Raw genomic sequence first — 24,016 nt, forward strand, 5'->3', positions numbered from 1 at the left:
GCAGCCGCTCGATCAGGTTGCGCCCCGGGCCGTAGATGCCGCTGATGCGGAAGAGTTCCACCGGCGCGCCGCTGCCGCGCCAAGCGCGCTCCGCCTCCAACCGCGCCGCGCCGCGTCCGTCGACGGCGAGGTTGGTGGAGGCCTCGTCGACCCATCCCCCCGCCGCATCCCCGTAGACACCGGTCGAGGAGAGGTAGCCGGCCCAGCGCAGGCGCGGCATGGAGGCGACCAGACGATCCACCCAGCGCAACTGCGGCGCCCGCCACCCCTGCGCCGTCCGCTCCAGCGGGATGGAGTCGATCACCGCCTCACAGTCGGCCAGCACACCCGGCGCCAGCGCCTCCGGCCCCTGCGCCGCCACCGCAATCCCCACGGCCCGCAGCCGCTCCGCCCGCACCGCATCGCGGGTGGTGGCCGCCACCCGCACGCCTGCCTGCGTCAGGCGCCGCGCCAGCCGAAGGCCGACATAACCGCAGCCGAGGATCAACAGGGTTGCAGGAAGGCGGTCCAGCTAGTTCCGCCCCATGCGCATCTCGAAATCCTCCGGGAAGACGGCGTTGGCGTAGGCATCCTCGTAGGAAACCACCCCATCCTCGACCAGCATCTGCAGGTGCTGGTCGAAGCTCTGGGTACCGTAGATGCGATGCCCCTCCTCCAGTGCGCGCGGGATCTCCTGCGCCTTCTCCTCCCAATCGAGGATGAACTGGCGGATCACCGCGTTGGCGATCAGGATCTCCATCGCCGCCACCCGCCCCTTGCCGCTCTTGCGCGGCAGAAGCTTCTGCACGATGATCGCCCGCAGGCTCTCGGCCATCCGCTCGATGAAGGCGTGCTGCTCCTCCGGCGGAAATGCCCCCATCATCCGCTGGATGGTGCCGATCGCCGTGGTGGCGTGGACGGTGGCGGCGACCAGGTGGCCGGTCTCGGCGGCGGTCAGGGCCAGCTGGATCACATTCTTCTCCCGCACCTCACCAGCCAGAATAATGTCCGGCGCCTCGCGCAGGCAGTCGTTCAGCCCCTGCTCGTAGCTGACCAGATCGGTCCCCACCTCGCGCTGGGTCACCGTCCCCGGACAGTCGAAGGGATAGCGGAACTCGATCGGATCCTCCAGCGTCACCACATGGACGGGACGTCGTTGGATCACCCGGTAGAGCATCGCCGCCAGGGTGGTCGACTTGCCCGAGCCGGTCGCCCCGCCGACCAGGATCAGACCGTTGCGGTTGTCGGCGATCTCGTTGAGCACCGGCGGCAGCTGCATCTTCTCGAAGTTGGGGATCTCCTGCGGAATGCGGCGGGCGACGATGCCGTAGCTTCGGGCGGTGGCCATGGCGTGGATGCGGAAATGGCTCACGTTCTCCAGCGAATACTGGCAGTCGATGTTGTGCGACCCCTCCACCTTGGGCGGATTGGGCAGCTTGCGTACCAGATGCTCGATCATCTCCACCACCTGGTCGTGGGTCGGGGGGGGCACCTTCTCCGGCGGAATGCTCACCACCCGGCCGTCCAGCTTCATGCGGATACGATCGCCGGTCTTGACGATCAGGTCGGAGCCGTTGTTCTTATGCAACAGCAGCAGCAGTTGATCGATCAGATGCCAGTCGTCAGCCATGATGGAATCGCAAAACGTCCCTCCGTGGACGTTTTGGCTTCACGGGAATCGAAGAGCGCGTCTTCGATTCCCTCACAAGTCCATCGGTTGCATGCGCAACCTCCGGATTTGCGCGACCGTCCTGGTCGCGTGTGACGGCTTCTTGCGAGGCCGTCGCCTCAAATCGACAGCTTCGGGGCGTCATCCCCCTCGCCCTTCTCCAGCAGTTTGTCGGCCACGCTCTTGCCGTCGCCGTCGCCCGACGCCTCCAGCCGGGCCATCTTCATCTTCAGCCGGAGATCGTTGGGCGAATCGGAGTTGCGCAGCGCCTCCGTCTCGCTGATCCTCCCCTCACGCCACAGCTTGAGCAGCGCCTGATCGAAGGTGACCATGCCGTACTGCTCGCCGCCGGCGGCCATCGCCTCCTTGATCTCGCCCACCTCCCCCTTGAGGATCAGATCGGCGATGCGCGGCGTGTTGATCAAGATCTCGATCGCCGCCGCCCGCTTGCCGTCGACCGTCCGCACCAGCCGCTGGGAGAGGATGGCGCGCAGGTTGAGCGCCAGGTTCATGTAGACCTGCTGATGCTTCTCCTCGGGAAAGAAGTTGATGATGCGATCGATGGCCTGATTGGCGTTGTTGGCATGGAGCGTGGCCATGGCCAGATGGCCGGTCTCGGCGAACTCGATCGCCTGCTCCATCGTCTCCGCCTCGCGGATCTCGCCGAGCAGGATCACGTCCGGCGCCTGACGCAGGGTGTTTTTGAGCGCCGCATGAAAGGAGAGGGTGTCGGTCCCCACCTCGCGCTGGGTGATGACACACTTCTTGTGCTGGTGGACATACTCCACCGGATCCTCGATGGTGATGATGTGGCCGGCCTGATGGGAGTTGCGCCAGTCGATCATCGCCGCCAGCGAGGTCGACTTCCCGGAACCGGTGCCACCGACCATGATCACCAGTCCGCGCGCGCTCATGGCGATATCCTTGAACACCTCCGGCAGGTTGAGCTCGTCGATGGTCATGATGGTGGTGGCGATCTTGCGGATCACCATGCCGATCGCCCCCATCTGACGGAAGATGTTGACACGGAAACGGCCGATACCGGGGTAGGAGAGCGAGAGATTCATCTCCATCTCGCTGGAGAAGCGGGCCTTCTGCTTGCCGCTCATCACCGAGTTGGCCAGCTGCTCGGTATCGACCGGACTCAGGTCGTGGTCGCCGACCCGCTGCACCCCCCCCTTGACCCGGTAGCCCGGCGGCATGCCGGCGGTGACGTAGAGGTCGGAGGCATCGAGCTCGACCATGATCTTCAACAGTTTGCGGATGCTCAGCCTTTGTGGTTCTTCTATCGCCATATCCAGGAATCAGACCGCAAAACCATAGCTTGCCTGCGCAAGCCCCCGTTTTGCGCAGCCCTCCATGGCCGCAATGCCGACCCTCTGCACGAGGACGGCACGATCGGGCGGCAAACCCTCCCTTCGTGGACCCCCGCACCTGCCCGTGCAACCCCGATCGATGATGGAATCACAAAAAGTCCGTCCGTGGACGTTGTGGCTTCACGGCAATCGAAGAGCGCGGTCTTCGATTGCCTTACAAAACAGCCGCTTGCATGCGCACGCCCCCGTTTTGCGCGGCACGCCAACGCCGCGACGATGGTATCGCAAGAAACCATCATCGATCAGCCGCCGAAGAGCTTCTTGTTCTGGGCCTTCTCCAGCGCCGCCTGCTTGGTGATCTTGCGCTTGGCCAGCAGCTCCTGCAGGCACATGTCCAGCGTCTGCATCCCCTCGCGCTGGCCGGTCTGCATCACGCTGACCAACTGCGGCAGCTTGTTCTCACGGATGATGTTGCGCACCGCAGGGGTACCGATCAGGATCTCGTGGGCCGCCACCCGCCCCTTGCCGTCGGCGGTGCGCAGCAGCGTCTGCGAGATCACCGCCCGAAGCGACTCGGAGAGCATCGCCCGCACCATATCCTTCTCCGCGGCGGGGAAGACGTCGATGATGCGGTCCATCGTCTTCGGCGCGGAGGAGGTGTGCAGCGTGCCGAAGACCATGTGGCCGGTCTCCGCCGCGGACAGCGCCAGACTGATCGTCTCCAGATCGCGCATCTCACCGACCAGGATGACGTCGGGATCCTCACGCAGCGCCCCCTTGAGCGCATTGGCGAACGACTTGGTGTGCGGCCCGACCTCGCGCTGGCTGATCAGACAGTTCTTGGTCTTGTGGACGAACTCGATCGGATCCTCGATGGTCAGGATGTGCCCCTTGTCGTTCTCGTTGCGGTGGTTGATCATCGCCGCCAGGGTGGTCGACTTGCCCGAACCGGTCGGACCGGTCACCAGGCAGATGCCGCGCGGCGCCATGGCCAGCTCCTTGAAGATGGGCGGGCACTTGAGCTGCTCCAGCGTCAGCACCTCGGTGGGGATGGTGCGGAAGACCGCCGACATGCCGCGGTGCTGCCAGAAGGTGTTGACGCGGAAGCGGGCGATGTCGCCCAGCGCGAAGGAGAAGTCGAGCTCCAGCTCCTCCTCGAAGGTCTTGCGCTGGTTGTCGTTCATGATGTCGTAGACCATGGTCTGCACTTCCCGGTTCTCCAGCGGCGGCACCTTGATCCGGGTCATCTCGCCATGGATGCGGATCATCGGCGGCTCGCCGGCCGAGATGTGCAGGTCCGACGCCCCGTTCTTGACCGAAAAGGCAAGCAGTTCAGAGATATCCATGATCAGACCGCAAAAACTCCGTCCATGGACTTTTTGCTCGACGGGGATCGAAGAACGATGTCTTCGATCCCCGTACAAATCAATCGCTTACCTTACGCAAGCCCTTGATTTGCGCAGCCCTCCGTGGCCGCGATGATGGAATCACAACACGTCCCTCCATGGACATCTCGCGCGAACACCGATACGCATCACGACCGACCGCCGAACCCGGCCTCCTTGGAGCATCCCCGAACGGCGGGCGCGGCGCCCCGCCGAGCCAAACTACCCCTCGGCGGCAGCGGCGCAACCCTGCCGCGCCTCCTCTTCGAGCCGGGTGACCTCGACACGGTTGCGCCCCCCCTCCTTGGCCCGATAGAGCATCCGGTCGGCGGCGTCGATCAGCCGCTGCGGTTCGCACGCCACCCCCGCCGGCAGCGCGCAGACGCCGATGCTCACCGTCACCGGAATCACCCCGGCGGAGCTGTCCACCGGTGCCGCGGCCACCGACGAGCGCAGCCGCTCGGCCAACTGCCGGGCATCCCCGGCGTCGTCCCCCGGAAAGAGGAGCAGAAACTCCTCGCCACCGTAGCGGCCGATCCGGTCGTAGCTGCGCAGGCAACCGCGCAGCCGCCGCGCGGTCTCGCGCAACACCTCGTCGCCGGCCAGATGGCCGTAGGTGTCGTTCACCTTCTTGAAGAAGTCGATGTCGAGCATGGCCAGGGCCAGCGGCCGCCCCTCACGCCAGGCGCGGTCGAGCTCGTGGCGGAGCATGCGCTCGATCTCGCGCCGGTTGTCGACACCGGTCAACGCATCGGTCTTCGCCTCGCGGGCGAGGCGGTCGCGTGCATCGAGCAGCTGCTGCTGCAGCGCCAGGATGCGCCGGCCGGCGCGCAGCCGCACCTGCAGCTCCGCCTTGTGGCACGGCTTGATCAGATAGTCGTCCGCACCAGCCTCCAAGCCGGCGACCACATCCTCGGGATCGTCGCGGGCGGAGAGCAGCAGGGTGTAGAAATAGCCGCTCTGCGCATCCTCCTCGCCGCGCAGCCGGCGGATGATCTCCACACCATCCATCCCCGGCATCATCCAGTCGAGCAACAGCAGGTGGGGCGCGTCCGGCCGGTGGATCGCACGCCACGCCTCCGCCCCGTCGTTGCAGACCACAACACGGTACCCGAACTGATCGAGCAGATGGCTCAGCCGCACGCGGGCGGTGGCGTCGTCATCGGCGATCAGGACCGGAAAACGGTACATGGAGGCTCCTTCCCATCGCGGCAATCCCGCACGGTTTCAACCCTAGCGCGGGACGGATGGCCACTCAACGCGGCCGCCGCCACTGCCGCCAGCGCAGCAGTCCGGCGGGGGTAACGCTGCCGATCAGCGCGCCATCGGCGCTGTCCACCACCTGCGCGCCGAGGGCGCGGTAGCGCGCCACCACCACCGGATCGGGAAAGTGGAAACGGTTGTCGCGACCGCTCTGCACGATGGCCAGCTCCGGCCTGAGTCGCCGCAGCAGCGCCGGGGAACTGGAGGTGTGGCTGCCGTGGTGCGGCACCAGCATCACCCGGTGTCGCCCGATTCCCGCCCGCAGCAGCGCCCGCTCCGCCGGCCGTTCGGCATCCCCCGGCAGCAGCATGCGCACCCCACCACCCAGCGCGACCGACAACACCAGCGACAGATTGTTGGGGTTGGCCGCGCGCAGCCCCCGCGGCGGCCACAACACCCGCACGCGATGGCCGGCAAGCAGCCAGCTGTCGCCGCGCGCCACCCAACGGATCACCCCGCCGCGACGGCGCAGAAGCGCTCGCCAACGGCCGGGCCACGCCGCCCGCCTGTTGGCCGGCACATCGGCCAGCAACAGCCGCCCGACCCGGTTGACCCGCCGCAGCAGCGCGCCGATGCCGCCGGCGTGGTCCGACTGCAGATGGCTGACCACCAGATCGTCGATGTGGGTCACCCCCTCCGCCCGCAGCCCCCGGGCCACCACCACTCCGCCGTTGAACCTGCCGCCGCGCCGCCCCGGGGCATCGACCGCCAGCACCGCGCCGCCGGGCAGGCGCAGGGTGGTCGCCGCCCCCTGGCCGACATCCCACACCACCCACTCCGGCGTCGGCACATCCGCCTCGGGCCGGCAGGCGACCCCGGCGAGCAACGCGGCGAGCAGCAACAGCGCCGCCACACGCCGCGCCCGCCACCAGAGCAGGGCCGCCGCCGCCAGCCCCAACACCAGCAACCCCATCCCCCACCACGGCAACGGCGCCACCCACCGCGACGCGGCCGGCAACCGACAGATGGCATCGAGCAGCAGGCTGCCGCCATCGACCCCGACGGCGGCCAGCTGCAACAGCCCGTCGGCGACCGGCGTCCAGCCGAGCAATGCGGCCACCGCGCCGGTCAGCGCCATCGGCAGCACCCACAGCCCGTAGAGCGGCACCAGCAACAGATTGGCCAGCGGCGCGTAGAGCGGCAGGCGGCCGAAGGAGGAGACCACCAGCGGCAAGGTGGCCAGCGACGCCACGCAGCTGACGGCCAATGCGTCGCGCAGGCGGCCGCGCAGCCCGCCTGCGTGCGCCACCCCATCCGACCGCCCCGCCCGCTTCATCCCCCACAGGATCAACGCCGCCACCGAGACGAACGACAGCCAGAGCGAGAGCGAAAAGATGGCCAGAGGATCGAACAGCAGGATCACCACCAGCGCCGCCAGCAGCGTGTTGAGCGGGGAGGCGCGGTGGCGCAGCCACCAGGCCAGGGCAACGGCGACGAGCATCAGCACCGCCCGCCGGGTGGGCAGCGTCCAGCCGGCAAGCGCGGCGTAGGCGACCGCCGCAAACACCCCGCCGAGCAGCGCCAGCCGCCGCACCGGCAGCGCGACGATCCACGCCTCCCGCCGGGTGACCAGCCACCAGACCAACGCGAAGCCCAGGCCGGCGACCATGCCGACATGGAGCCCGGAGATGGCCAGAAGATGGGCGGTGCCGGTGGCCGAGAAACGCTGCCAGGTGGCGTCGTCGATCTGCGCGCGGTCGGCCAGCAGCAGGGCCGACAACACCGCGCGCGCCGGCTTGGATGCAACCGCCGCACTCAGGCGGGTGCGCACCGCGTGGCGCAGGCGGGCAAGCAGCGTCGGCGCATGGACCACCGCCAGCCGCCCGACCGGCACGCCAAGCAGGACCACACCATGCAGCCGGGCGTAGCGGACGAAATCGAAGCCGCCGGGGTTGTGGTGGTTGTAGGGACGATGGAGGCGGAAACAGCCTAAGATGCGGTCGCCGGGAAGGAGGTCGGGGATGCGGCGGCGGCCGTAGAGGTAGCACCAGAGCGCGCCGTCGAGCCGCAGGCCGCCGGCAGCACGCAGATCGCGCAGCAGCAGCCGCTGGCGCACCCCGTTGGACTCCACCGCGGCCACCGTCCCCTGCAGCGCCACACCGGGCACCAGCCAGCGGCGATCGGGATGGGCCAGGCGATCGAGCCCCGCTTGCGCATGAAGCATGATTCCCACCGCCAGCGCGGCGAAAAGCGGGGCAGACGACCGCCGCCGCCAGCCGATCACCCCCAGTGTCACCGCCACCGCCAGCCAGAACGGAACAGGCAGAGACGGCATCAGCGCCACCGCCCCCATCCCGCCCAGCCAGGCGGCGGTCGGGATGAGCAGCGGCAGCCGTCGGGCCGTCGCGACGACGGTCGCTACAGGATCAACTCCACCGGCGTAATGGCGGCGTGCCGCGCCGGCGGCGGCGCAGGCAGCCGAACCAGCTCACCAGCCGGCACGAAACAGTGGGGATGGGCCATCACATCCTCCAGCCAGCGGTCGTCGAACAGCATCAGATCGAGATCGAGGGTGCGCGGCCGCCAGGAACCACCGCTCCGGTCCCGCCCGTGCGCCTGCTCGATCCCCTTGAGCCGACAGGAGAGCCGGTCGGCATCCTCCCCGGTGACCAGCAGTGCGCAGGCGTTGAGAAAATCGGCCGCATCCTCCCCCATGCCGACGGCGGCGGTGCGGTAGACCCGGGAGAAGCGCACCGTCGGCGCAAGGCGGCGCAACGCACGGGCAGCGGCAACCAGATGGCGTTCCGGTTCGATGTTCGAGCCCATACCGACCAGCGCCCGGTGGCGCAGAAACGGTGACCTCACGCCGAGCGCTCGATCACCACCGCCACGTTCTCCGATCCGCGCACCGCGCCCGGCTTGGAGAGCTTCAACCGCAGCCAGGGCACGGAGAACTCGCGCAGCACGATGGCGGCGCACGCCTCGGCCAGCGCTTCGATCAGCCCATAGGAGGAGCCCTCGATGAAGGCGATCAGACGCTTGGCCACCGCCTTGTAGTCGAGCGCGTCGGCGATGTCGTCGCTGGCCGCCGCCCGCGAGATGTCCCAGGCCATCTCCAGATCGAGCCGCACCGTCTGCCGGATCTCGCGCTCCCAGTCGTAGATGCCGATCACCGTGCGCACCTCCAACCCTTCGATCACCACCCGATCCATCTCAACCCCTCCGTTGCCGGGCCGCCTCGTAGAGGGCGATGCCGCAGGCGACCGACACATTGAGCGACTCGACATGGCCGGCCATCGGGATGGCGGCGAGGTGGTCGCACCCCTCGCGCACCAGCCGGCGCAACCCCTCCCCCTCCGAGCCGAGCACCAGCGCCGTCCGGCCGCGCAGGTCGATCTCCTCCAGCATGCGATCGGCCTCGCCGGCCAGGCCGGTGATCCAGAAGCCGGCCTCCCTGAGCCGGTCCAGAGCCCGCCGGAGGTTGGTCACCCGGATCAGGGTGAGATGGGCCAGCGCGCCGCAGGCCGCCTTCTGTACCGCCGGGGAGGCGGGATCGGCCGCATGATCGCGCGGCAACACCACCGCGTCACAGCCCAGCGCCTCGGCCGAACGCAGGCAGGCCCCGAGGTTGTGCGGGTCGGTCACCCCGTCGAGCAGCAGCACCAGCGCCGGCGCCGTTCCGGACTGCTGCAGCCAGCCGGCGAGATCGGATGGCGCCACCGGCCCGACCACCACCGCGGCCACCCCCTGATGGCGTGCCCCGCAGGCAAGCTGCTCCAGCCGACCGCGCGCCACCCGTTCAACCGGCACCCCGGCGGCCCGCGCCTGATCGACGCAGGCAACCAGCCGACGGGAGAGGCGCCCCTCGACCACCAGCAACCGTTCCACCGATCCGCCGCGCAGAGCGTGGAGCACCGGATGGATCCCCACCACCACCTGCTCAGCCATCCACCCGCTCCAACCGCACGGCATCGCCGCGCCCCGCCCCGAGCAGCTCCGCCGCCGAGGCACCACCGGCGGCCACCTCCAAAAGCCCGATGCTGTCGACATACCAGAAGAGCCCGCCGGGTGGCACATCGGAAAAACAACGCGCCCTGGGAATCCGCCGACCGGCGACGACCAAAGCGAACCCACCACCGGCGATCGCATCCCCGGGAATGCCGGTGATCAGATTGCCGAAGCGGTCGACGTCGATCACCTGTGCCAGCAGCGGCGGCCAGTCGTGGCCGACCGGCGGGCCGGAAAGCGGCTCCAGAGCCACCTCCTCCCCGCGCGCCAGCCGGGCGGCCACCGGCGCGAAGAGATCGCGACCGTGGAAAGTGTCCGAACAGCGCTCCGGCCGCCAGCCGATCTCGAACCACTCCGCCTCAGGGCCGGAGGCGGCGGCCATCAGGCCGTTGTCCGGGCCGACGAAGAGGGTGCCGTCGCCACGGCGCGCCACCACCGCCCTGCGCGGCCCACCCACACCGGGATCGACCACACAGAGCCAGACCGCCGGCGCAGGCATAGCGCGGGCGAGCGCCCGCAGGAGCACGCCTGCGGCACGCGGATCACAGCGCGGTGCCTCGTGGGTCAGGTGCACCAGCGCCACCTCCGGCGCCAGCCGCCGACAGACCGTCTCCATCTGACCGACATAATGGCTGCCCGTACCGAAATCGGTGTAACAGATCAGCACGGGCGGACCGGCGATCCCGGAGGGTCACTCCCCATCCGCACCCATCCGGGCCATCTCCCGCCTCAGCTCCTCGTACTCCTGCTCCACACGGCGGAACCATTGCCGGGTCACCTCGGCCTTGAAGCGGAGCCCCTCCGGCGTCAGATAATAGGCATAGGCCCGCTTGTTGTCGCTGGTGGAGAAGTTGTGCACCTTGATCACCCCCTTGCGGATCAGCGCCTTGAGGCAGTAGTTGACCTTGCCGAGGCTCACACCCAGGTCGGAGGCGATCTGACGCTGGCTCGCATCGGGATGTTGCGCCAGTTTCTTCAACAGGCGATAGTGCAGTGCGGGATCGGAGCGGGGCTCGAACATGGGGCACAATGTTCAACCCGTGAACGACCGGGTCAAGCGGCATGAGGGCTGCATCGGCGGAACGTGTGCGAAGGGTCGGGGCCGATGGTTTCGCCAGCGGTCGGCATCGCGGCCGGGAGGGCAGCAATCCGGAGCCTGCCCTTGCAAGCGACGGATGGGTAACGCGATCGACGAGCGCACTTCGATTCCCCTCGAGCAACGGGTCCATGGAGGGGGCTGTTGCGGTCTGATCAGAGGATGCACATCGATACCATCATCCACAGCGTCGCGGTCTGGGCGGTGCCGGTGCTCGCCGCGGTGGTACTGCACGAGGTGGCGCATGGTGCCACCGCCGACCTGCTCGGCGATCCCACCGCCCGCCGCGCCGGACGTCTCACCCTCAACCCCTTCGCCCACATCGACCCGGTCGGCACCGTCGTCATCCCGCTCACCCTGTTGATCATGCAGGCGCCGTTCCTCTTCGGCTGGGCCAAACCGGTACCGGTCGACTTCACCCGCCTCCGGCGCCCCAAGCAGGATATGGTCTGGGTGGCGGCGGCGGGGCCGGCGACCAACCTGCTGCTGGCGCTGGCCTCCACCGCCCTGCTGGCGGCCGCCCCCCACCTGCCGCAGGCGATCGCCCTGCCGCTGGCCGCCTCCTGTCAGGCCTCCATCCTCATCAACCTGGTACTCTGCCTCTTCAACCTGATCCCGCTGCCGCCGCTCGACGGCGGCCGTGTGCTGGTCGGGCTGCTGCCAAACGCATTGGCCGCGCCGCTGGCCCGGCTTGAACCTTTCGGCATGGTCGCCATCATCGCGCTGCTGGTCACCGGCCTGCTGCCGCCGCTGCTCGGCCCGCCGGTGCGTGCGGCGAGCAGGCTGCTGGTGCAGTGGGCGTTAGGAGGATAAAACCATGATGGCTTCGCGAAAAACCATCATCGCGGCGTTGGCGTGCCGCGCAAAACAGGAGCTTGCGCAAGCAACCGACGGATTTGTAAGGGGATCGAAGACCGCGCGCTTCGATCCCCGTCAAGCAAAACGTCCACGGACGGGCTTTTTGCGATTCCATCAAACCATGAAGTCCGATCGAATCGTCGCAGCCATCACGCTCCTGCTGCTCTCCGGCTGTGCCACCACCGGCTTCGACCTCAACCGGCCGGAGCTGGATGGGGCCCGCAAGCTGATCGAGCAGGCGCGTCAGGCTGGTGCCGAGCAGTGCGCCCCCAGGCTGCTGGCACAGGCGCAGGCCGGCATTCTCGCCGCGGCCCACGAGTTGAGCGAAGGAGACGAACACCACTGGGAGCAGAACGGCGACACGCTCGACCAGGCCCTCCGTGCCGCACGGGCGGCGCTGGCCCGCTGCAAGGCGCGCCGTGGTCAACAGCACCACCCCGCCACCGGCCAGAAGGCCGCCACCGCCACCCGACCACTGGCCGTGGTCTACTTCGGCTTCGACCGCGCCACGGCCGGGCACGGCGAGCGTGCGCGGCTGATCCGGTTGCTCCCCAAGCTGCGCCGCCATCGGCTCTCGATCGAAGGACACGCCGACGAGATCGGGCCGGCGGGCTACAACCTGCGGCTGTCGCGCCGCCGTGCCCGCCATGTGGCCGAGCTGCTCAGACGCCACGGCATCGCGGGGGAGGCGATCGCCCGGATCGTCGGCTACGGAGAGACGCGGCCGGCAGATCCCGGCCACAGCCGAGCGGCGCACCGGCGCAACCGGCGGGTGGAGATCCGGCTGATGGAGGCGCCCCCAGCCCCGGACGGCCGCTGACCGCTCAGCCGGCGGCGCGCAGCTCCGCCGGCAGGGTAAACTCGATCCGCTCCTCCGCCGCCTCGAGCTCGGCCACCTCGGAGAAGCCGTGCCTGCGCAGCCAATCGACCACCGCATCCACCAGCACCTCCGGCGCCGACGCCCCGGCGGTGACCCCGACCTGATCGCAGCCGGCGAGCCACTCCGGCCGGATGGCGTCGGCATCGTCGATCAGGTAGCCGCGTGCGCCGTTGCGCTCGGCAACCTCGCGCAGCCGGTTGCTGTTCGACGAGTTGGCCGAGCCGATCACCAGCACCACCGGACAGCAGGCGGCGAGCCGTTTGACCGCCTGCTGCCGATTGCTGGTGGCGTAGCAGATATCCTCCTTCTTCGGCGCGGCGATGTGGGGAAAGCGGCGTGCAAGCGCCGTGATGATCGCGCGGGTATCATCCACGCTGAGCGTGGTCTGGGTGACATACGCCAGCGGCTCCTCCGGCGCGAAGGGGAGCGCCTCCACATCCTCCTCCCCCTCGATCAGCACCACCGCACCCGCGTCCACCTGCCCCATCGCCCCCTCCACCTCGGGATGGCCGCGATGACCGATGAGGACCACCCGACGACCGGCGGCGACATGGCGCTTGATCTCCCGGTGGACCTTGGTGACCAGCGGGCAGGTGGCGTCGATCACCTGCAATCCCGTCCGCTCGGCCTGCTCCTCCACCGCGCGACTCACCCCATGGGCGGAGAAGATGACCACCGACCCCGCCGGCACCTGATCGAGCTCCTCGACGAAGACCGCCCCCATACGCCGCAACCGCGCCACCACATGGCGGTTGTGGACGATCTCGTGGCGTACGAAGACCGGCGCCCCGAAGCGCGCCAGCGCCTGCTCCACCACCTCGATCGCCCGATCGACCCCGGCGCAGAAGCCGCGCGGATTGGCCAACAGGACGCGCCGCCGGGGCGCCGCTCCAGCCTCGCTGCCGGCTTCCGGCGCAACCGTCACCACTTCCCCTCGGTGATCCCGGCGCGCTCCTCCTCCACCTCGCGGGTGAAAGCCTCCTGACAGAGGGCGATGGCCACGAGCAACACGGCCGAGTAGACGAAGGTGGAGAGCAGCACCACCCCGATCACCACCGCCTTGAACATCTCGAAGTGGGGGAAATCATGCGGGATCATGGTCAGCATCACCACCGACAACCCCCCCTTGATGCCGGCGAAGGTGAGCACGATCCACCAGCGGAAGTTGACGTTGCGCATCTTGCGCGTCTGGTTGGTCAGCCAGGCGAAACTGCCCATCATCACCGCCCGGATCAGGCTGGTGGCGACGAACATGGCGAGGATCTCCGCCCTGTATCGCCACAGCAGATCGAGGTCGATGATCTCGGCCATGGCGATGAAGAGCAGGGTGTTGGCCACCAGCGCCATCAACTGCACATCCTCCTTGGAGCGCAGATGGCGCGCCCGCTCCTCGATGGTGATCCGCAGCGCCCGCAGCGCCCGCATGGTGGCCGACCGCTTGGTCTTCTTCTCGCCCTGCTCCTCGATCAACTCCTCCTGGGAGCTGATCTCCGCATCATCCTGGGCGATCTCACGGGTCATGTAGTGGTTGACGGTGATCGCGGCGAAGATGCAGGTGAGGATGCCCGACATGTGCTTGTGCGAGTGCATCCCCAACAGGTTGAGCAACGCATAGAAGTGCTCGGCGATGGTGAAGCCGGCATAGCCGGTGACCAACAGCACCATCAACTCGGCGATGCGGTTCTCGGTGGTCTTGAGCAGGTTCAGCCCGACGAAACCGCAGGCGACACCCAGCAGCGAGGAGCCGAGAACGACGAAGAGCGTGGTCTCCACGATGTAGCCGCCGGTGATCTCCCCCCCCTCCAGCGCATAGAGGCCGACGAAGACGAAGACGATCAAGGCGGTGGCGTCGTTGAACAGGCTCTCCCCCTCGGCCAGGAACTTGAGCTCATGCGGCAGGGAGAACTTGGAGAAGATGCTGATCACGCTGACCGGGTCGGTGGCCAGCACCATGGAGAACATGACGATCACCGCCGCGGTGGAGAGGTGATAGTCGCCGAAGAACCAATCGGCGGTGAAGAGCGCCACCACCACCGAAAGGGCCACCGCCACACCGGCAAGGAAGAAGAGGCTCAACCCGTGCTTCTTGAGATCCTCCACCTCCAGCTCCATCGCGTCGGCGATGAGCAGCACCGGCAACAGCAACAGCACCAATTCGGCGAAATGGTCGGGATCGCCGGTGAGATCCGCCCCCTGAAACAGGTAGTGATAGACAAACGAAAGGGCGATCAGCGACAGCGGCGAGGGGATCTTGAGCCGATCCTCCAGCTGCAGGGCGACATAGAGGATGACGGTGATGGCGATCAACATCGAAATCATTCCACGCTCCTCCTCTCGGCCGCACAGGGGGATTCCATGGCGGCGAGCATAATGAAAACCCTACGATGAGACAACAAAGAAGATGAAGGCGGCGTAGAGGAGGCCGTTGAGCAGGAGCGCCCGCGGCGTCATCGCCCGGAGGTGCTGGAGCAGCACGAGCCACAGGGCGCCGGCGACGGCCAGCACCGCGGCCAGCACGGCGTAGGGGCTGTCGATGCGCCACGGCATGATCAGGATGGCGATCGCCGGAATGACCGAGCCCTGAAAGACCATCGCCCCGGTCAGGTTGCCGAAGGCAAGCGTATCGCGCCCCCGCGCCGTCCACATCATGGAGTTGACCTTTTCCGGCAGCTCGGTGGCGACCGGCGCCAGCAACAGCGCCACCACCATCGGCGCAATCCCGATCGCCGCGCTGACCAGCTCCACGCCGTGGACGAAGAGGCGGGCGCCGGCGATGAGTACCAAGAGCGCCACCAACAACTGGATCGCGGCGACGGCGGTGTGATCGCCCAGGTAGCGGGCGAGATGGAGCGGCCCCTCCGCCTCGGTGGCGTGGCCGGCATCGACCAGGGCGCTGCTCGCCAGGATGGTCAGGGTCAGGTAGAGGAGGTAGAGACAGAAGAGGGCGATCGCGACGAAGAGGGCGCCGAGCCGCCAATGGTGCGGGATCAAGGCAGCGACGAGCACCAGCCCGTAGGCGGTGAGGAAGAAGGAGAGATCACGCCGCAACCCGCCCGGCTCCGGCGAGAGCGGATCACCCCATCCCCGCCTGATCCCGGCCGCCAGCGCCACCAGGAAGATCGCCACCGTCGCCAGCATGAACGGGGCGCCGAGGATCGCCCCCATGCCGATCTCGTGGTTGCGCGCCGTATCATCACCGCCGCCGAGGATCGCCACGATCGGCACGATGGTCTCCGGCATCGCCGTGCCGATGGCGGCGAAGATGGAGCCGGTCACCCCCTCGGAAACCCCCATGCGCTCGCCCAGATGCTCCAGGGCGTTGGTGAAGAACTCCGCCGCGTAGTAGATCAGGACGATCGCCGCCAGCAGGAGGAAGAGGGTGCCGCTCACCGCCCCGCCTCCGCCGCCCCGGTCACACGCAACAACTGGCCGCAGGCCGCAGCGATCTCCCGACCACGCGACTCCCGCACCACGGCGACCATCCCCGCCGCCGCCAGCACGGCGCGAAAGCGATCGACCGCATCGGGGGCGGGCCGGCGCCACTCCGCACCCGGCCAGGGGTTGAAGGGCAGCAGATTGACCGTGCAGGGGATACCGTCGAGCAGCCCGATCAACCGATGCGCATCGGCTGCGGAATCGTTGACCCTCCCGATCAGCAGATAGGCGACCAACAGGCGCCGCCGGGGAAAGGCGCGGGCGAAGCGGCGCATCGCGGCGAGGAGTGCGGCGATCGGATACTTGCGGTTGATCGGCATCAGGCGGTCGCGCACCGCATCGGTGGTGGCGTTGAGCGAGATCGCCAGGCTGCAGGGAAGGCAATCGGCGAGCAACCGGTCGATCCCCGGCACCACACCGGCGGTGGAGAGGGTGACCCGCCGAGGGGCGAAGGCGAGCCCAGCGGGGTCGGTGACCAGCCGGATGAACCCGGCCACCTGCTCGTAGTTGTGCATCGGCTCGCCCATCCCCATCAACACCAGGTTGCGCGGCCGCACCCCCGTCTCCTGCCAGCAGGCGAGCAGCTGGGCCACCATCTCGCCGCGGGTGAGGTGGCGGCGCAGTCCCGCGGTCGCGGTACGGCAGAAGCGGCAACCGAGCGCACACCCCGCCTGGGTGGAGACGCACTGGGTGAGGCGCCTTGCGGCGGGGATCAGCACCGTCTCCACCTCGGCGCCGTCGGCAAAGCTGAGCAGGTATTTGGCCGTGCCGTCGCCGGCACGGCAGCGGGAGATCGGGCGGGGCAGGCGCATGTCGACCCACTCGCCCAGCCGCTCCCGCAGCGCACGGGGCAGATCGGGCAGCCGGGTCAGATCGGCTCGACCACGGCGGAAGAGCCAGGCATGGAGCCGCTCGGCATGCACCGGCCGTGCGCCGGCCCGCGCGCAGAGGCCATGCAGCAGATCGGGGGTCAGGTCACAGACGGAAAGCGGGGCCGCCCCACCCGCCGGCCGCATCCCCTCCCCTTCCTGTGCGACGAAAGGCTTACAGCCCGTACTTCGCCTTGTTGGCGCTCACCTCCTCCGGTGTCGGCGGGGTGTGCTCGACGACCTCGGCGAGGTTGAAGGCGTCCCGATCGGTGTCGCACTTCTCGTTGAGCGCGATATCCTCCTGGAAGACATCGGGCACATCCTCCTCAGGATAGATCGCCTCCCACGGACACTCCGGCTCGCACACGGCGCAATCGATGCACTCCTCGGGCGAGATCATCAACATGTTGGGATAGGTGGCACCGGGTTCCTTGGGTTGGTAGAAGCAGTCCACCGGGCAGACCGCGACACAGGCGGTGTCCACGCAATCCTCACACAAACGGGTTACAACAAAGGCCATCGATCACAGCTCCTGGGGTGGTTTCGCTTGACGCCGTCAACCGCGGTGCGACGCGGCGGCCGCACCACCGCGATCCTGCAGGGCCGCCGCCCCTCCGGGTCGCAGGAGGGCGAATAATACCCCGCCTGCAGCAGCCGGGCCAGGGGGCCCGTCAGGGGGTGTAGTCGAGGCTGAGCGAGCCGGCACGGATCCCGGCGGTGTAGCGCATGTACTCGGCGCGAACGCCGAAACCGCCGCCCAGATCGCGCCGCAGCCCGACACCGAAGCCGAAGCCGGCCTTGTTGGAGAGGGTGTCGATGCCGCCGCGGGTCGAGCGCAGACGGAACTTGCTCCACCCCCCCTGGAAGAAGAGGAGGTTGGCCGGATCATACAGCGTAACGCCCGAGCGGAGCATCAGCGAGTAGAAGTAGTCGAACTGGATGGTCAGCGCGCTGCCCGGACCGAGCGCCTTGTCCCCTCCCCCGCCGACCGAGCCGCCGGCGCGCGCGCTCAACGTGAACTCGGGCGGCCCGACATCGCCCTCCAGCTGGAGCAGGGGGGCGTTGACCTGCCCCAGGGAGTGGTCGAGGTAGACGGTGGCGATTCCGCCCCCACCGCCCACGACCAGAGGAGGAATCTCCAGCGCGGACGAAAGCCGAGGAGAAACGACGAAGGCCGACAGCAACGCCGGCAGCAACAGAAGACGCGACAACGACATCGACAGCTCCAACGGGAAGATCGGATCGGTGCCGCCTTCCCTGGGCCGCACCCCGGAAGGCCGCGTAGTGGATTGCCGCGATCGTAGGAGAAGCAGACGACCGGTGCAACCACCCCACCTCCGGAGCGGATGGTGCGCAACTCCGCCATCCGCGGCAGCATGGCGCCGGCGCGCAAGGACGCCGCCGCCGACGATGGCCGGGCGCGGCGCCCGGCCATCGTGTGCAGTCGCCCAGCCCGCCCGAACCACCATGGAGGAGGAAGGGGACCATGGACGAAGAACCGCACCCCCACAACAGGAAGGAACCTCCACCGCGCACCCGCCGTCGACCGACCGGAGCGGTGCTCTCCGCCGCCCGGATGCGCGCCGCCGACGCCCGCACCATCGCCGAGGGGGCCAGCGGCCGTACCCTGATGGAAAACGCCGGAGCGGCGGTGGCGGCCACCGCCTGCGCCCGCTATCCCGACGCCCGACGGATCCTGATCTTCGCCGGCGGAGGCAACAACGGCGGGGATGGTTACGCCGCCGCCCGACTGCTGCTTCCGAGCGGCAGAGCGGTGGAGATCGCGGCGCTGACACGCCCCGAATCGCTTCCGCCGGACGCGGCGGAGCAGTACCGGCTGGCCCGTGATGCAGGCGTACCGGTCCACCTGCTCGACACCGCGGATCCCGACCGGCTGGCGACACTGCTCGACCGGGCGGATCTGATCATCGACGCAATCCTCGGCACCGGTGTCGCCAAACGGCCGCTGCAGGGGTGGTGGCGTACGGTGGTGGAGGCGATCAACCGCCGCCCCGCGCCGGTGCTGGCGGTCGACATCTGCAGCGGCATCCACGCAGACAGCGGGGAGGTGCTGGGATGCGCCATCCGCGCCGATGCCACCCTGCCGATCGCCGCCTGCAAACCGGGCCACCTTCGGGGTGCGGGGGCCGACTTCGCCGGGGAGCTGCTGCCGCCGGCGTCCATCGGCATCCGGGCGGAGACCATCCGCTGGGCGATGGAGGCGGACGAAGACGACCTCGCCGACCTGCGGGGGAAATGAGCCGCGCAAGGCGGCGCGGGTCGAGCCCGCGACCCGACCCGCGACCCGATTGGAAGGGGAGGATCGCCCACGCCACCCGCTCCCGCCCTAACTCCAACGACCATGCGCAACGGAACCGAACGGCTGTCTGGCGCCCTCGACAGGAGTCGAACCTGTGGCCTACCGCTTAGGAGGCGGTCGCTCTATCCATCTGAGCTACGAGGGCTCGATCGGGGGCGGGGCCGCGCAGCCGGCCGGCGGGCGCCACCCCTGAGACAGGATCGAATCGCAAACGCCCCTCCGTGGACGTCTTGCTCGACGGCGATCGAAGAGCGCGGTCTTCGATCGCCTTACAAAACCGTCGCCTGCCTACACAAGCTCCGGTTTTGCGCGACCATCCCGGTCGCGGCCGATGGTTTCTTGCGAAACCATGTTGTAAGGCGACTGCAGGGTCAGTCGTACCGGATCAGGGCATGCACCGGCAAGGGGGCCAGCCGCGCGCGTCCCCCCAGGGGGGCGAGCTCGATCACCACCAGGAGGGCCTCCACCTCCACCCGCGCCATCTCCCGCAACAGCGTGCAGGCGGCGGCCGCCGTGCCGCCGGTGGCCAGCAGATCGTCCACCACCACCACCCGCTCACCCGGCCGCAACGCATCGCGGTGGATCTCCAGCCGGTCGGAGCCGTACTCCAGGTCGTAATCGATGCCGTAGACCTCAGCCGGCAACTTCCCCGGCTTGCGCACCGGAACGAAGCCGAGATCCATCGTCTCGGCCAACGCGGCGCCGAAGATGAATCCGCGCGATTCGATCCCCACCACCTTGCTGCAGCTTCCCGGTACATGGCAAGACATCCGGGAGACGGTCGCGGAAAAGGCGTCGGCATCGGCGAGCAGCGGCGTGATGTCACGAAAGAGAATGCCCGGCCTGGGGAAATCGGGCACTGTACGGATCCATGCGGTGAGATCGAAGTTGGGTGGGCTGGTCATACTACTTGATGGAATCCTTGATCGAATCGCAACACGTCCATCCATGATCGCATCGCAAAAAGTCCGTCCGTGGACTTTTTGGCTTCACGGGGATCGAAGAGCGCGCTCTTCGATCCCCTTACAAAACCGTCGCTTGCACACGCAAGCTCCGCGTTTGCGCGGCCCTCCAGGCCGCGGCACTATGCACCGGCCCGCTGCGAATCCACCACCCGGCGGCGCAGCTTGTCCAGCGCCGCCACCTGGATCTGACGCACCCGCTCCTTGGTGCACCCGAGCTGGCGGCCGATCTCCTCCAACGTCCGGCCGCCGCCTCCATCCAGTCCGAACCGGGCACGGATCACCCGCCGCTCGCGGGGGGAGAGCAGCTCCAGCCAGCGGCCGAGCAGACGCTGCTGCTCATGCCGCTCCGCCTCCTGCTCGGGGGCGGACGCCCCACCGGCAGGCTCCTCCCCCGCCCACTCCCGCACGGCGTCGCCCTCCTCCTCCCGGAGGTGGGGACGCGCAAGATAGCGCAGATCGCGCAGCGAAGAAACATCTGCTTCCATCGCCTGAGCGATCTCCTCGATGGTCGGCGGCCGTTCCAGCGTGATGGTCAACGCCAGTTCGACCCGACGCATGGCGTGGTAGGCCTGCCGGATGTGGACGGGTATCCGAACGAGCGATGCCTGGTTGGCCGTCGCCCGCTCGATGGAGGCGCGGATCCACCAGACCGCATAGGTGGCAAAGCGGCAACCGTAGTCGGGGGAGAACTTGTGCACCGCATGCATCAGCCCGAGGTTGCCCTCCTCGATCCGGTCGGCCAGCGGCAGAGGGCCGCGGCAACCGCGGGCGATGCGCACCACCAGCGGCAGGTGGGCCTCGATGATCCGGCGGCACGCAGCGCCGTCGGGTGCGTGATCCGCGCAAAACAGCGCCTGCTCCTCTTCCCGGGAGAGGGAATGGAGCCGTGCGATCTCCCGCAGATAGCAGGCGACCGGATCGTCGCTCATCGCCGTGGGGGGAGATAGAGCAGCGGATCGACCGGCGTGGTCCCCCGCCGCACCTCGAAATGGAGATGGGGCCCGGTGGCCCGGCCGGTGCGGCCGACCAACGCGATACGCTGACCGGCGTGCACCACATCGCCGCGCCGGACCAGATTGCGTTGGTTGTGGGCATAGGCGGTGAAGAGGTTGTCGCGGTGGCGGATGATGATCAGGTTGCCGTAGCCGGCCAGCCGATCGCTGGCGTAGACCACCGTCCCGTCGGCGGCCGCGACCACCGGCGACCCCGGCCTGGCGCCGATATCGATGCCGTCATGCATCCTGCTGCCCCGCCGTCCGAAACCGCTGGTCACCGGCCCCTCGGCCGGCCAGCGCAGCGGCACCACGGCCACCGCCCGACGCTCCCCCGACATGGTGCGGCGCACACCGCCTCCGACCGCGGCTCGGCGGCGCCCCTTCCGACTGCTGCGCACCGCTCCTTTCCGGCCGGCATGTCGGGCACGACGGTGGAGATCGGCGCGGCGTCCGCGTCCGCTTTGGCGGGCGACGCGGTGGTACTGCCGCGCCAGCGGCGCGATGGAGGCCGGCGCGGGACGGGTCAGGTAGATGCGTTGTCCGACGTAGATGGTGTAGGGCGGCCGGATATGGTTGCGCCGGATCAGCAGGTGGTAGTCGATGCCGTAGTGGCGGCCGATGCCATAGAGGGTCTCCCCCCGCTGCACGATGTGCACCTCGGGCAGCGGAAGTCCGTAACGATAGCCGACGCCGGCGAGGTCGGTCTTGTAACAGCCGGCCAGCAGCAGCAGCGGCAGCAGCAGCCGGGCGGCGCGGATCAACGGGCAAGCCAGACCATGGCGAACCCCGCCACCACCAGCACGGAGACGGCCACCGTCAGCCACTCGAAGTAGCGCTCCACCCACTCCCTGAGCAACACCCCGCCCCAACGCAGCAGCGCCCCTTCGAGCACGAAGCGGGCACCGCGCGAGACGAGGCAGGCCACCAGAAAAGGGAGGAAGGATAGGCCGAACGTCCCTGCCGCGATGGTGATCAGTTTGAACGGAATCGGGGAGAAGCCGGCCAGCAGCACCAGCCAGGCGCCATGGGCGGCGAAGAGCCGTTGCAGATGGGAGAACTGATCGACGGCATGGTAGAACTCGATCAGCGGACGGGCGACGGCGGTGAAGAGAAACATCCCGATGGCGTAGCCGAAGCCCGCCCCGACCAGCGATCCGGCGGTGGCCAGTGCGGCGAAGCGCAACGCCCGCTCCGGTCGGCCCAACGCCAGCGCGATCAACAGGATGTCGGGTGGGATCGGGAAGAAAGACGCCTCCATGAAGGCGATGGCCGCCAGCGCCCAGCCCGCCTGCGGATGGTCGGCCCAGCCCAGCGTCCAGTGGTAGCAGCGCCGCAGCCAACCGACCGACGACGGATCCGCGCCGGCCGTCACGCCGCATCCACTCCCGGCAGCAGCGGCACGAAGCTGCAGTAGTCGAACCGCTCCTCCTCCACCGCCCCTCCCTCCAGCTTACGCCGCCGGACCAGCTGATGCACCCCATCCCGCCCCTCGGGGAAGAGCAGCACTCCGCCCGGCTTGAGCTGCTCCATCCACGCCGGCGAGGCAAGCCCCCCCGCCGTCACCAGAACGGCGTCGAACGGGGCGTGGCGCGGCCACCCCTCCAGGCCGTCCCCGCAGTGGAGGGAGATGCGGTGGAGCAGGCGGCAACGGCGCAGGGACTGGCGGGCGCGGTCGTGCAGCAGCCGGATCCGCTCGACGGAGAAGACCCGCCGGCAGAGCATGGCCAGGACCGCCGTCTGGTAGCCGCAGCCGGTGCCGATCTCCAGCACATGCTCCGCACCCGAAAGCTGCAACAACTCACTCATGCGGGCGACCATGAACGGCTGCGAGATGGTCTGCCCCAGACCGATGGGGAGCGCGCAATCGTGGTACGCCCTGGCGACCAGCGCCTCATCGACGAAGAGATGCCGCGGAACCGCCTCCATCGCCGAGAGCACCCGCGGATCGGTGATCCCGCGGGCGACGAGCTGCTCGCGCACCATGCGTCGCCGGGGACGGGCGAGTTCTTCGACCATCACGCCCCGGATCCGTCATGTGCGGCGGCGCCACGGAGCAGACGCTGCAGCTCCGGCAGGTGGTCGGGGAAGAAGTGGCCCGCCCCCGCGATCCGGTGGAGGCGGGCGTTCGGCACCTCCGCCGCCCAGCGGGCCACCGCCTCCGCCGGGACGATCTCGTCGGCGTCGCCCTGGATGACGACGAGCGGCTTGCCGTTGTCGGCCATGAAGCCGAAATCGAAATGGTGCACCGGCGGCGCCACGGCGAAGAGGCGCACCACCCGGCCATCCCCGGCCGCCGCCCGCAGACCGGCGTAGCAGCCGAAGGAGAATCCCCCCATCCAAAGGGGCGATCCGGGCATCCGCCCGGCCAGCCAGTCGCAGACGGCGGCCGCATCGTCGCACTCACCCACACCACCATCCCACTCCCCTTCGCTCTCCTCCACCCCGCGGAAGTTGAAGCGCAGCACCGTACAGCCGAGCTCCTCGAAGGTCCGGGCCATCCAGTAGACCACCCGGTTGCGCATCGTCCCTCCGTAGAGCGGATGGGGATGACACAACACCACCGCCGGACGCCGCTCCCCCCCGGGCCGGAGGATCGCCTGCAACCGCCCGGCCGGACCGGGGATGAAGCGTCGCTCGTGTTTCACCTCACACGCCGAGGAGCGCGCGGTAGCGCTCGGGATCGAAGCCGACCGCCCGCGGTCTGCCGTCGACCAGCAGAAGCGGCCGTTTGATCAGCGTCGGCTGGCGCACCATCAGCTCCAGCGCCCCTCCGCGATCGGCGGCGGCGGCGCGCTCGGAAGGGGCCAGCCGTCGCCAAGTGGTGCCGCGGCGGTTGAGCAGCGCCTCCCAACCGAGCAGATCCGCGGCATGCGCCAGCAAGGCCGCGTCCACCCCCTCCCGCCGGTAGTCGTGGAAGGTGTGCGCCACCCCCGCCTCCCGGAGCCAGCGACGCGCCCTGCGCACGGTGTCACAGTTGGGGATCCCGTAGAGATCGACGTTCATGGTGGAATCGCAAAACGTCCGTCCATGGACCGCCC

Annotated in this window: 27 protein-coding genes and 1 tRNA gene; 3 read left to right on the forward strand and 25 right to left on the reverse strand. The window is 68.7% G+C overall.

Translation table 11 applies throughout. The annotated features are described in order from the left end of the window. From D6682_01155 to D6682_01205, 11 genes are all read right to left on the reverse strand, one after another. Window positions 1-487: SDR family NAD(P)-dependent oxidoreductase (locus D6682_01155; GenBank protein RMH52689.1), on the reverse strand; the 487-nt coding region annotated here is incomplete at its 3' end. Between the two features lie 24 nt (window positions 488-511). Beyond that, window positions 512-1,609: a PilT/PilU family type 4a pilus ATPase gene (locus tag D6682_01160; protein RMH52690.1), complete on the reverse strand. Its 1,098-nt coding sequence runs from the start codon at window positions 1,607-1,609 to the stop codon at window positions 512-514. Window positions 1,610-1,767: 158 nt separating this feature from the next. Further along, complete coding sequence (locus D6682_01165) at window positions 1,768-2,943, reverse strand: PilT/PilU family type 4a pilus ATPase (protein RMH52691.1); 1,176 nt, start codon at window positions 2,941-2,943, stop codon at window positions 1,768-1,770. Window positions 2,944-3,266: 323 nt separating this feature from the next. Then, a complete protein-coding gene (locus D6682_01170) occupies window positions 3,267-4,310 on the reverse strand; it encodes a type IV pilus twitching motility protein PilT (protein ID RMH52692.1) in 1,044 nt (347 codons plus the stop codon). A 261-nt stretch (window positions 4,311-4,571) separates the two neighbouring features. Beyond that, a complete protein-coding gene (locus D6682_01175; protein ID RMH52693.1) occupies window positions 4,572-5,540 on the reverse strand; it encodes a diguanylate cyclase in 969 nt (322 codons plus the stop codon). A 64-nt stretch (window positions 5,541-5,604) separates the two neighbouring features. Continuing rightward, window positions 5,605-7,905: a DNA internalization-related competence protein ComEC/Rec2 gene (locus tag D6682_01180; GenBank protein RMH52694.1), complete on the reverse strand. Its 2,301-nt coding sequence runs from the start codon at window positions 7,903-7,905 to the stop codon at window positions 5,605-5,607. Window positions 7,906-7,970: 65 nt separating this feature from the next. Next, window positions 7,971-8,378, reverse strand: a complete 408-nt coding sequence (gene folK, locus D6682_01185; GenBank protein RMH52735.1) for a 2-amino-4-hydroxy-6-hydroxymethyldihydropteridine diphosphokinase — start codon at window positions 8,376-8,378, stop codon at window positions 7,971-7,973. A 35-nt stretch (window positions 8,379-8,413) separates the two neighbouring features. Beyond that, window positions 8,414-8,752, reverse strand: coding sequence for a dihydroneopterin aldolase (gene folB / locus D6682_01190; protein ID RMH52736.1), 339 nt, complete (start codon window positions 8,750-8,752; stop codon window positions 8,414-8,416). A gap of 13 nt (window positions 8,753-8,765) precedes the next feature. Then, window positions 8,766-9,500 (reverse strand): 23S rRNA (guanosine(2251)-2'-O)-methyltransferase RlmB, encoded by a 735-nt coding sequence (gene rlmB, locus D6682_01195; GenBank protein ID RMH52695.1) that lies wholly within the window; start codon window positions 9,498-9,500, stop codon window positions 8,766-8,768. Then, on the reverse strand, window positions 9,493-10,227 hold the full coding sequence (locus D6682_01200; GenBank protein ID RMH52696.1) for a hypothetical protein: 735 nt from the start codon (window positions 10,225-10,227) through the stop codon (window positions 9,493-9,495). The genes rlmB and D6682_01200 overlap by 8 nt, the downstream gene beginning before the upstream one ends. Window positions 10,228-10,251: 24 nt before the next feature. After that, the gene (locus tag D6682_01205) at window positions 10,252-10,581 is read right to left on the reverse strand and encodes a MarR family EPS-associated transcriptional regulator (GenBank protein ID RMH52697.1); all 330 of its coding nucleotides are present in this window, start codon (window positions 10,579-10,581) and stop codon (window positions 10,252-10,254) included. 237 nt (window positions 10,582-10,818) lie between these two features. Here D6682_01205 and D6682_01210 point away from each other — a divergent pair, with 237 nt between their 5' ends. Together D6682_01210 and D6682_01215 are read left to right on the forward strand one after the other, a co-directional pair. Next, window positions 10,819-11,469: a site-2 protease family protein gene (locus tag D6682_01210; GenBank protein ID RMH52698.1), complete on the forward strand. Its 651-nt coding sequence runs from the start codon at window positions 10,819-10,821 to the stop codon at window positions 11,467-11,469. Window positions 11,470-11,473: 4 nt separating this feature from the next. Further along, entirely contained in the window at window positions 11,474-12,334 is an 861-nt protein-coding gene (locus D6682_01215) for an OmpA family protein (protein RMH52699.1), read from the forward strand. Window positions 12,335-12,338: 4 nt separating this feature from the next. Here D6682_01215 and D6682_01220 read toward each other — a convergent pair whose 3' ends face one another. From D6682_01220 to D6682_01245, 6 genes are all read right to left on the reverse strand, one after another. Next, window positions 12,339-13,319, reverse strand: coding sequence for a 4-hydroxy-3-methylbut-2-enyl diphosphate reductase (locus D6682_01220; protein ID RMH52737.1), 981 nt, complete (start codon window positions 13,317-13,319; stop codon window positions 12,339-12,341). Beyond that, entirely contained in the window at window positions 13,316-14,713 is a 1,398-nt protein-coding gene (locus D6682_01225) for a sodium:proton antiporter (protein ID RMH52700.1), read from the reverse strand. Before D6682_01225 ends, D6682_01220 begins: the two co-directional genes overlap by 4 nt. 60 nt (window positions 14,714-14,773) lie before the next feature. Then, on the reverse strand, window positions 14,774-15,784 hold the full coding sequence (locus tag D6682_01230) for a sodium:calcium antiporter (GenBank protein RMH52701.1): 1,011 nt from the start codon (window positions 15,782-15,784) through the stop codon (window positions 14,774-14,776). Beyond that, window positions 15,781-16,845, reverse strand: coding sequence for a 23S rRNA (adenine(2503)-C(2))-methyltransferase RlmN (rlmN, locus tag D6682_01235; protein ID RMH52702.1), 1,065 nt, complete (start codon window positions 16,843-16,845; stop codon window positions 15,781-15,783). Before rlmN ends, D6682_01230 begins: the two co-directional genes overlap by 4 nt. A gap of 28 nt (window positions 16,846-16,873) precedes the next feature. After that, window positions 16,874-17,218 (reverse strand): ferredoxin family protein, encoded by a 345-nt coding sequence (locus tag D6682_01240; protein ID RMH52703.1) that lies wholly within the window; start codon window positions 17,216-17,218, stop codon window positions 16,874-16,876. Window positions 17,219-17,369: 151 nt separating this feature from the next. Further along, a complete protein-coding gene (locus D6682_01245; GenBank protein RMH52704.1) occupies window positions 17,370-17,966 on the reverse strand; it encodes a hypothetical protein in 597 nt (198 codons plus the stop codon). Between the two features lie 218 nt (window positions 17,967-18,184). Here D6682_01245 and D6682_01250 point away from each other — a divergent pair, with 218 nt between their 5' ends. Further along, a complete protein-coding gene (locus D6682_01250) occupies window positions 18,185-18,958 on the forward strand; it encodes an NAD(P)H-hydrate epimerase (GenBank protein RMH52705.1) in 774 nt (257 codons plus the stop codon). A gap of 128 nt (window positions 18,959-19,086) precedes the next feature. Here the strand turns inward: D6682_01250 and D6682_01255 are convergent. The 8 genes from D6682_01255 to D6682_01290 form a co-directional block, all read right to left on the reverse strand. Next, window positions 19,087-19,163, reverse strand: a tRNA-Arg gene (locus tag D6682_01255). Between the two features lie 226 nt (window positions 19,164-19,389). Then, on the reverse strand, window positions 19,390-19,923 hold the full coding sequence (locus D6682_01260) for an adenine phosphoribosyltransferase (GenBank protein ID RMH52706.1): 534 nt from the start codon (window positions 19,921-19,923) through the stop codon (window positions 19,390-19,392). 179 nt (window positions 19,924-20,102) lie between these two features. Then, on the reverse strand, window positions 20,103-20,912 hold the full coding sequence (locus D6682_01265) for an RNA polymerase sigma factor RpoD/SigA (protein RMH52707.1): 810 nt from the start codon (window positions 20,910-20,912) through the stop codon (window positions 20,103-20,105). Continuing rightward, window positions 20,909-21,739 (reverse strand): M23 family metallopeptidase, encoded by an 831-nt coding sequence (locus tag D6682_01270; GenBank protein ID RMH52708.1) that lies wholly within the window; start codon window positions 21,737-21,739, stop codon window positions 20,909-20,911. The genes D6682_01265 and D6682_01270 overlap by 4 nt, the downstream gene beginning before the upstream one ends. Continuing rightward, window positions 21,736-22,236 carry a DedA family protein gene (locus D6682_01275; protein ID RMH52738.1) on the reverse strand — a complete coding sequence of 167 codons (501 nt, stop codon included), beginning with the start codon at window positions 22,234-22,236 and terminating at the stop codon, window positions 21,736-21,738. The genes D6682_01270 and D6682_01275 overlap by 4 nt, the downstream gene beginning before the upstream one ends. 110 nt (window positions 22,237-22,346) lie before the next feature. Next, window positions 22,347-22,994 (reverse strand): protein-L-isoaspartate(D-aspartate) O-methyltransferase, encoded by a 648-nt coding sequence (locus D6682_01280; protein ID RMH52709.1) that lies wholly within the window; start codon window positions 22,992-22,994, stop codon window positions 22,347-22,349. After that, the gene (locus tag D6682_01285) at window positions 22,994-23,623 is read right to left on the reverse strand and encodes an alpha/beta hydrolase (GenBank protein ID RMH52710.1); all 630 of its coding nucleotides are present in this window, start codon (window positions 23,621-23,623) and stop codon (window positions 22,994-22,996) included. Before D6682_01285 ends, D6682_01280 begins: the two co-directional genes overlap by 1 nt. A 1-nt stretch (window position 23,624) precedes the next feature. Then, a complete protein-coding gene (locus D6682_01290) occupies window positions 23,625-23,981 on the reverse strand; it encodes an ArsC family reductase (protein RMH52711.1) in 357 nt (118 codons plus the stop codon). Window positions 23,982-24,016: the final 35 nt, after the last annotated feature.

The organism is Zetaproteobacteria bacterium (assembly GCA_003696765.1).
GTDB lineage: Bacteria > Pseudomonadota > Zetaproteobacteria > Mariprofundales > J009 > RFFX01.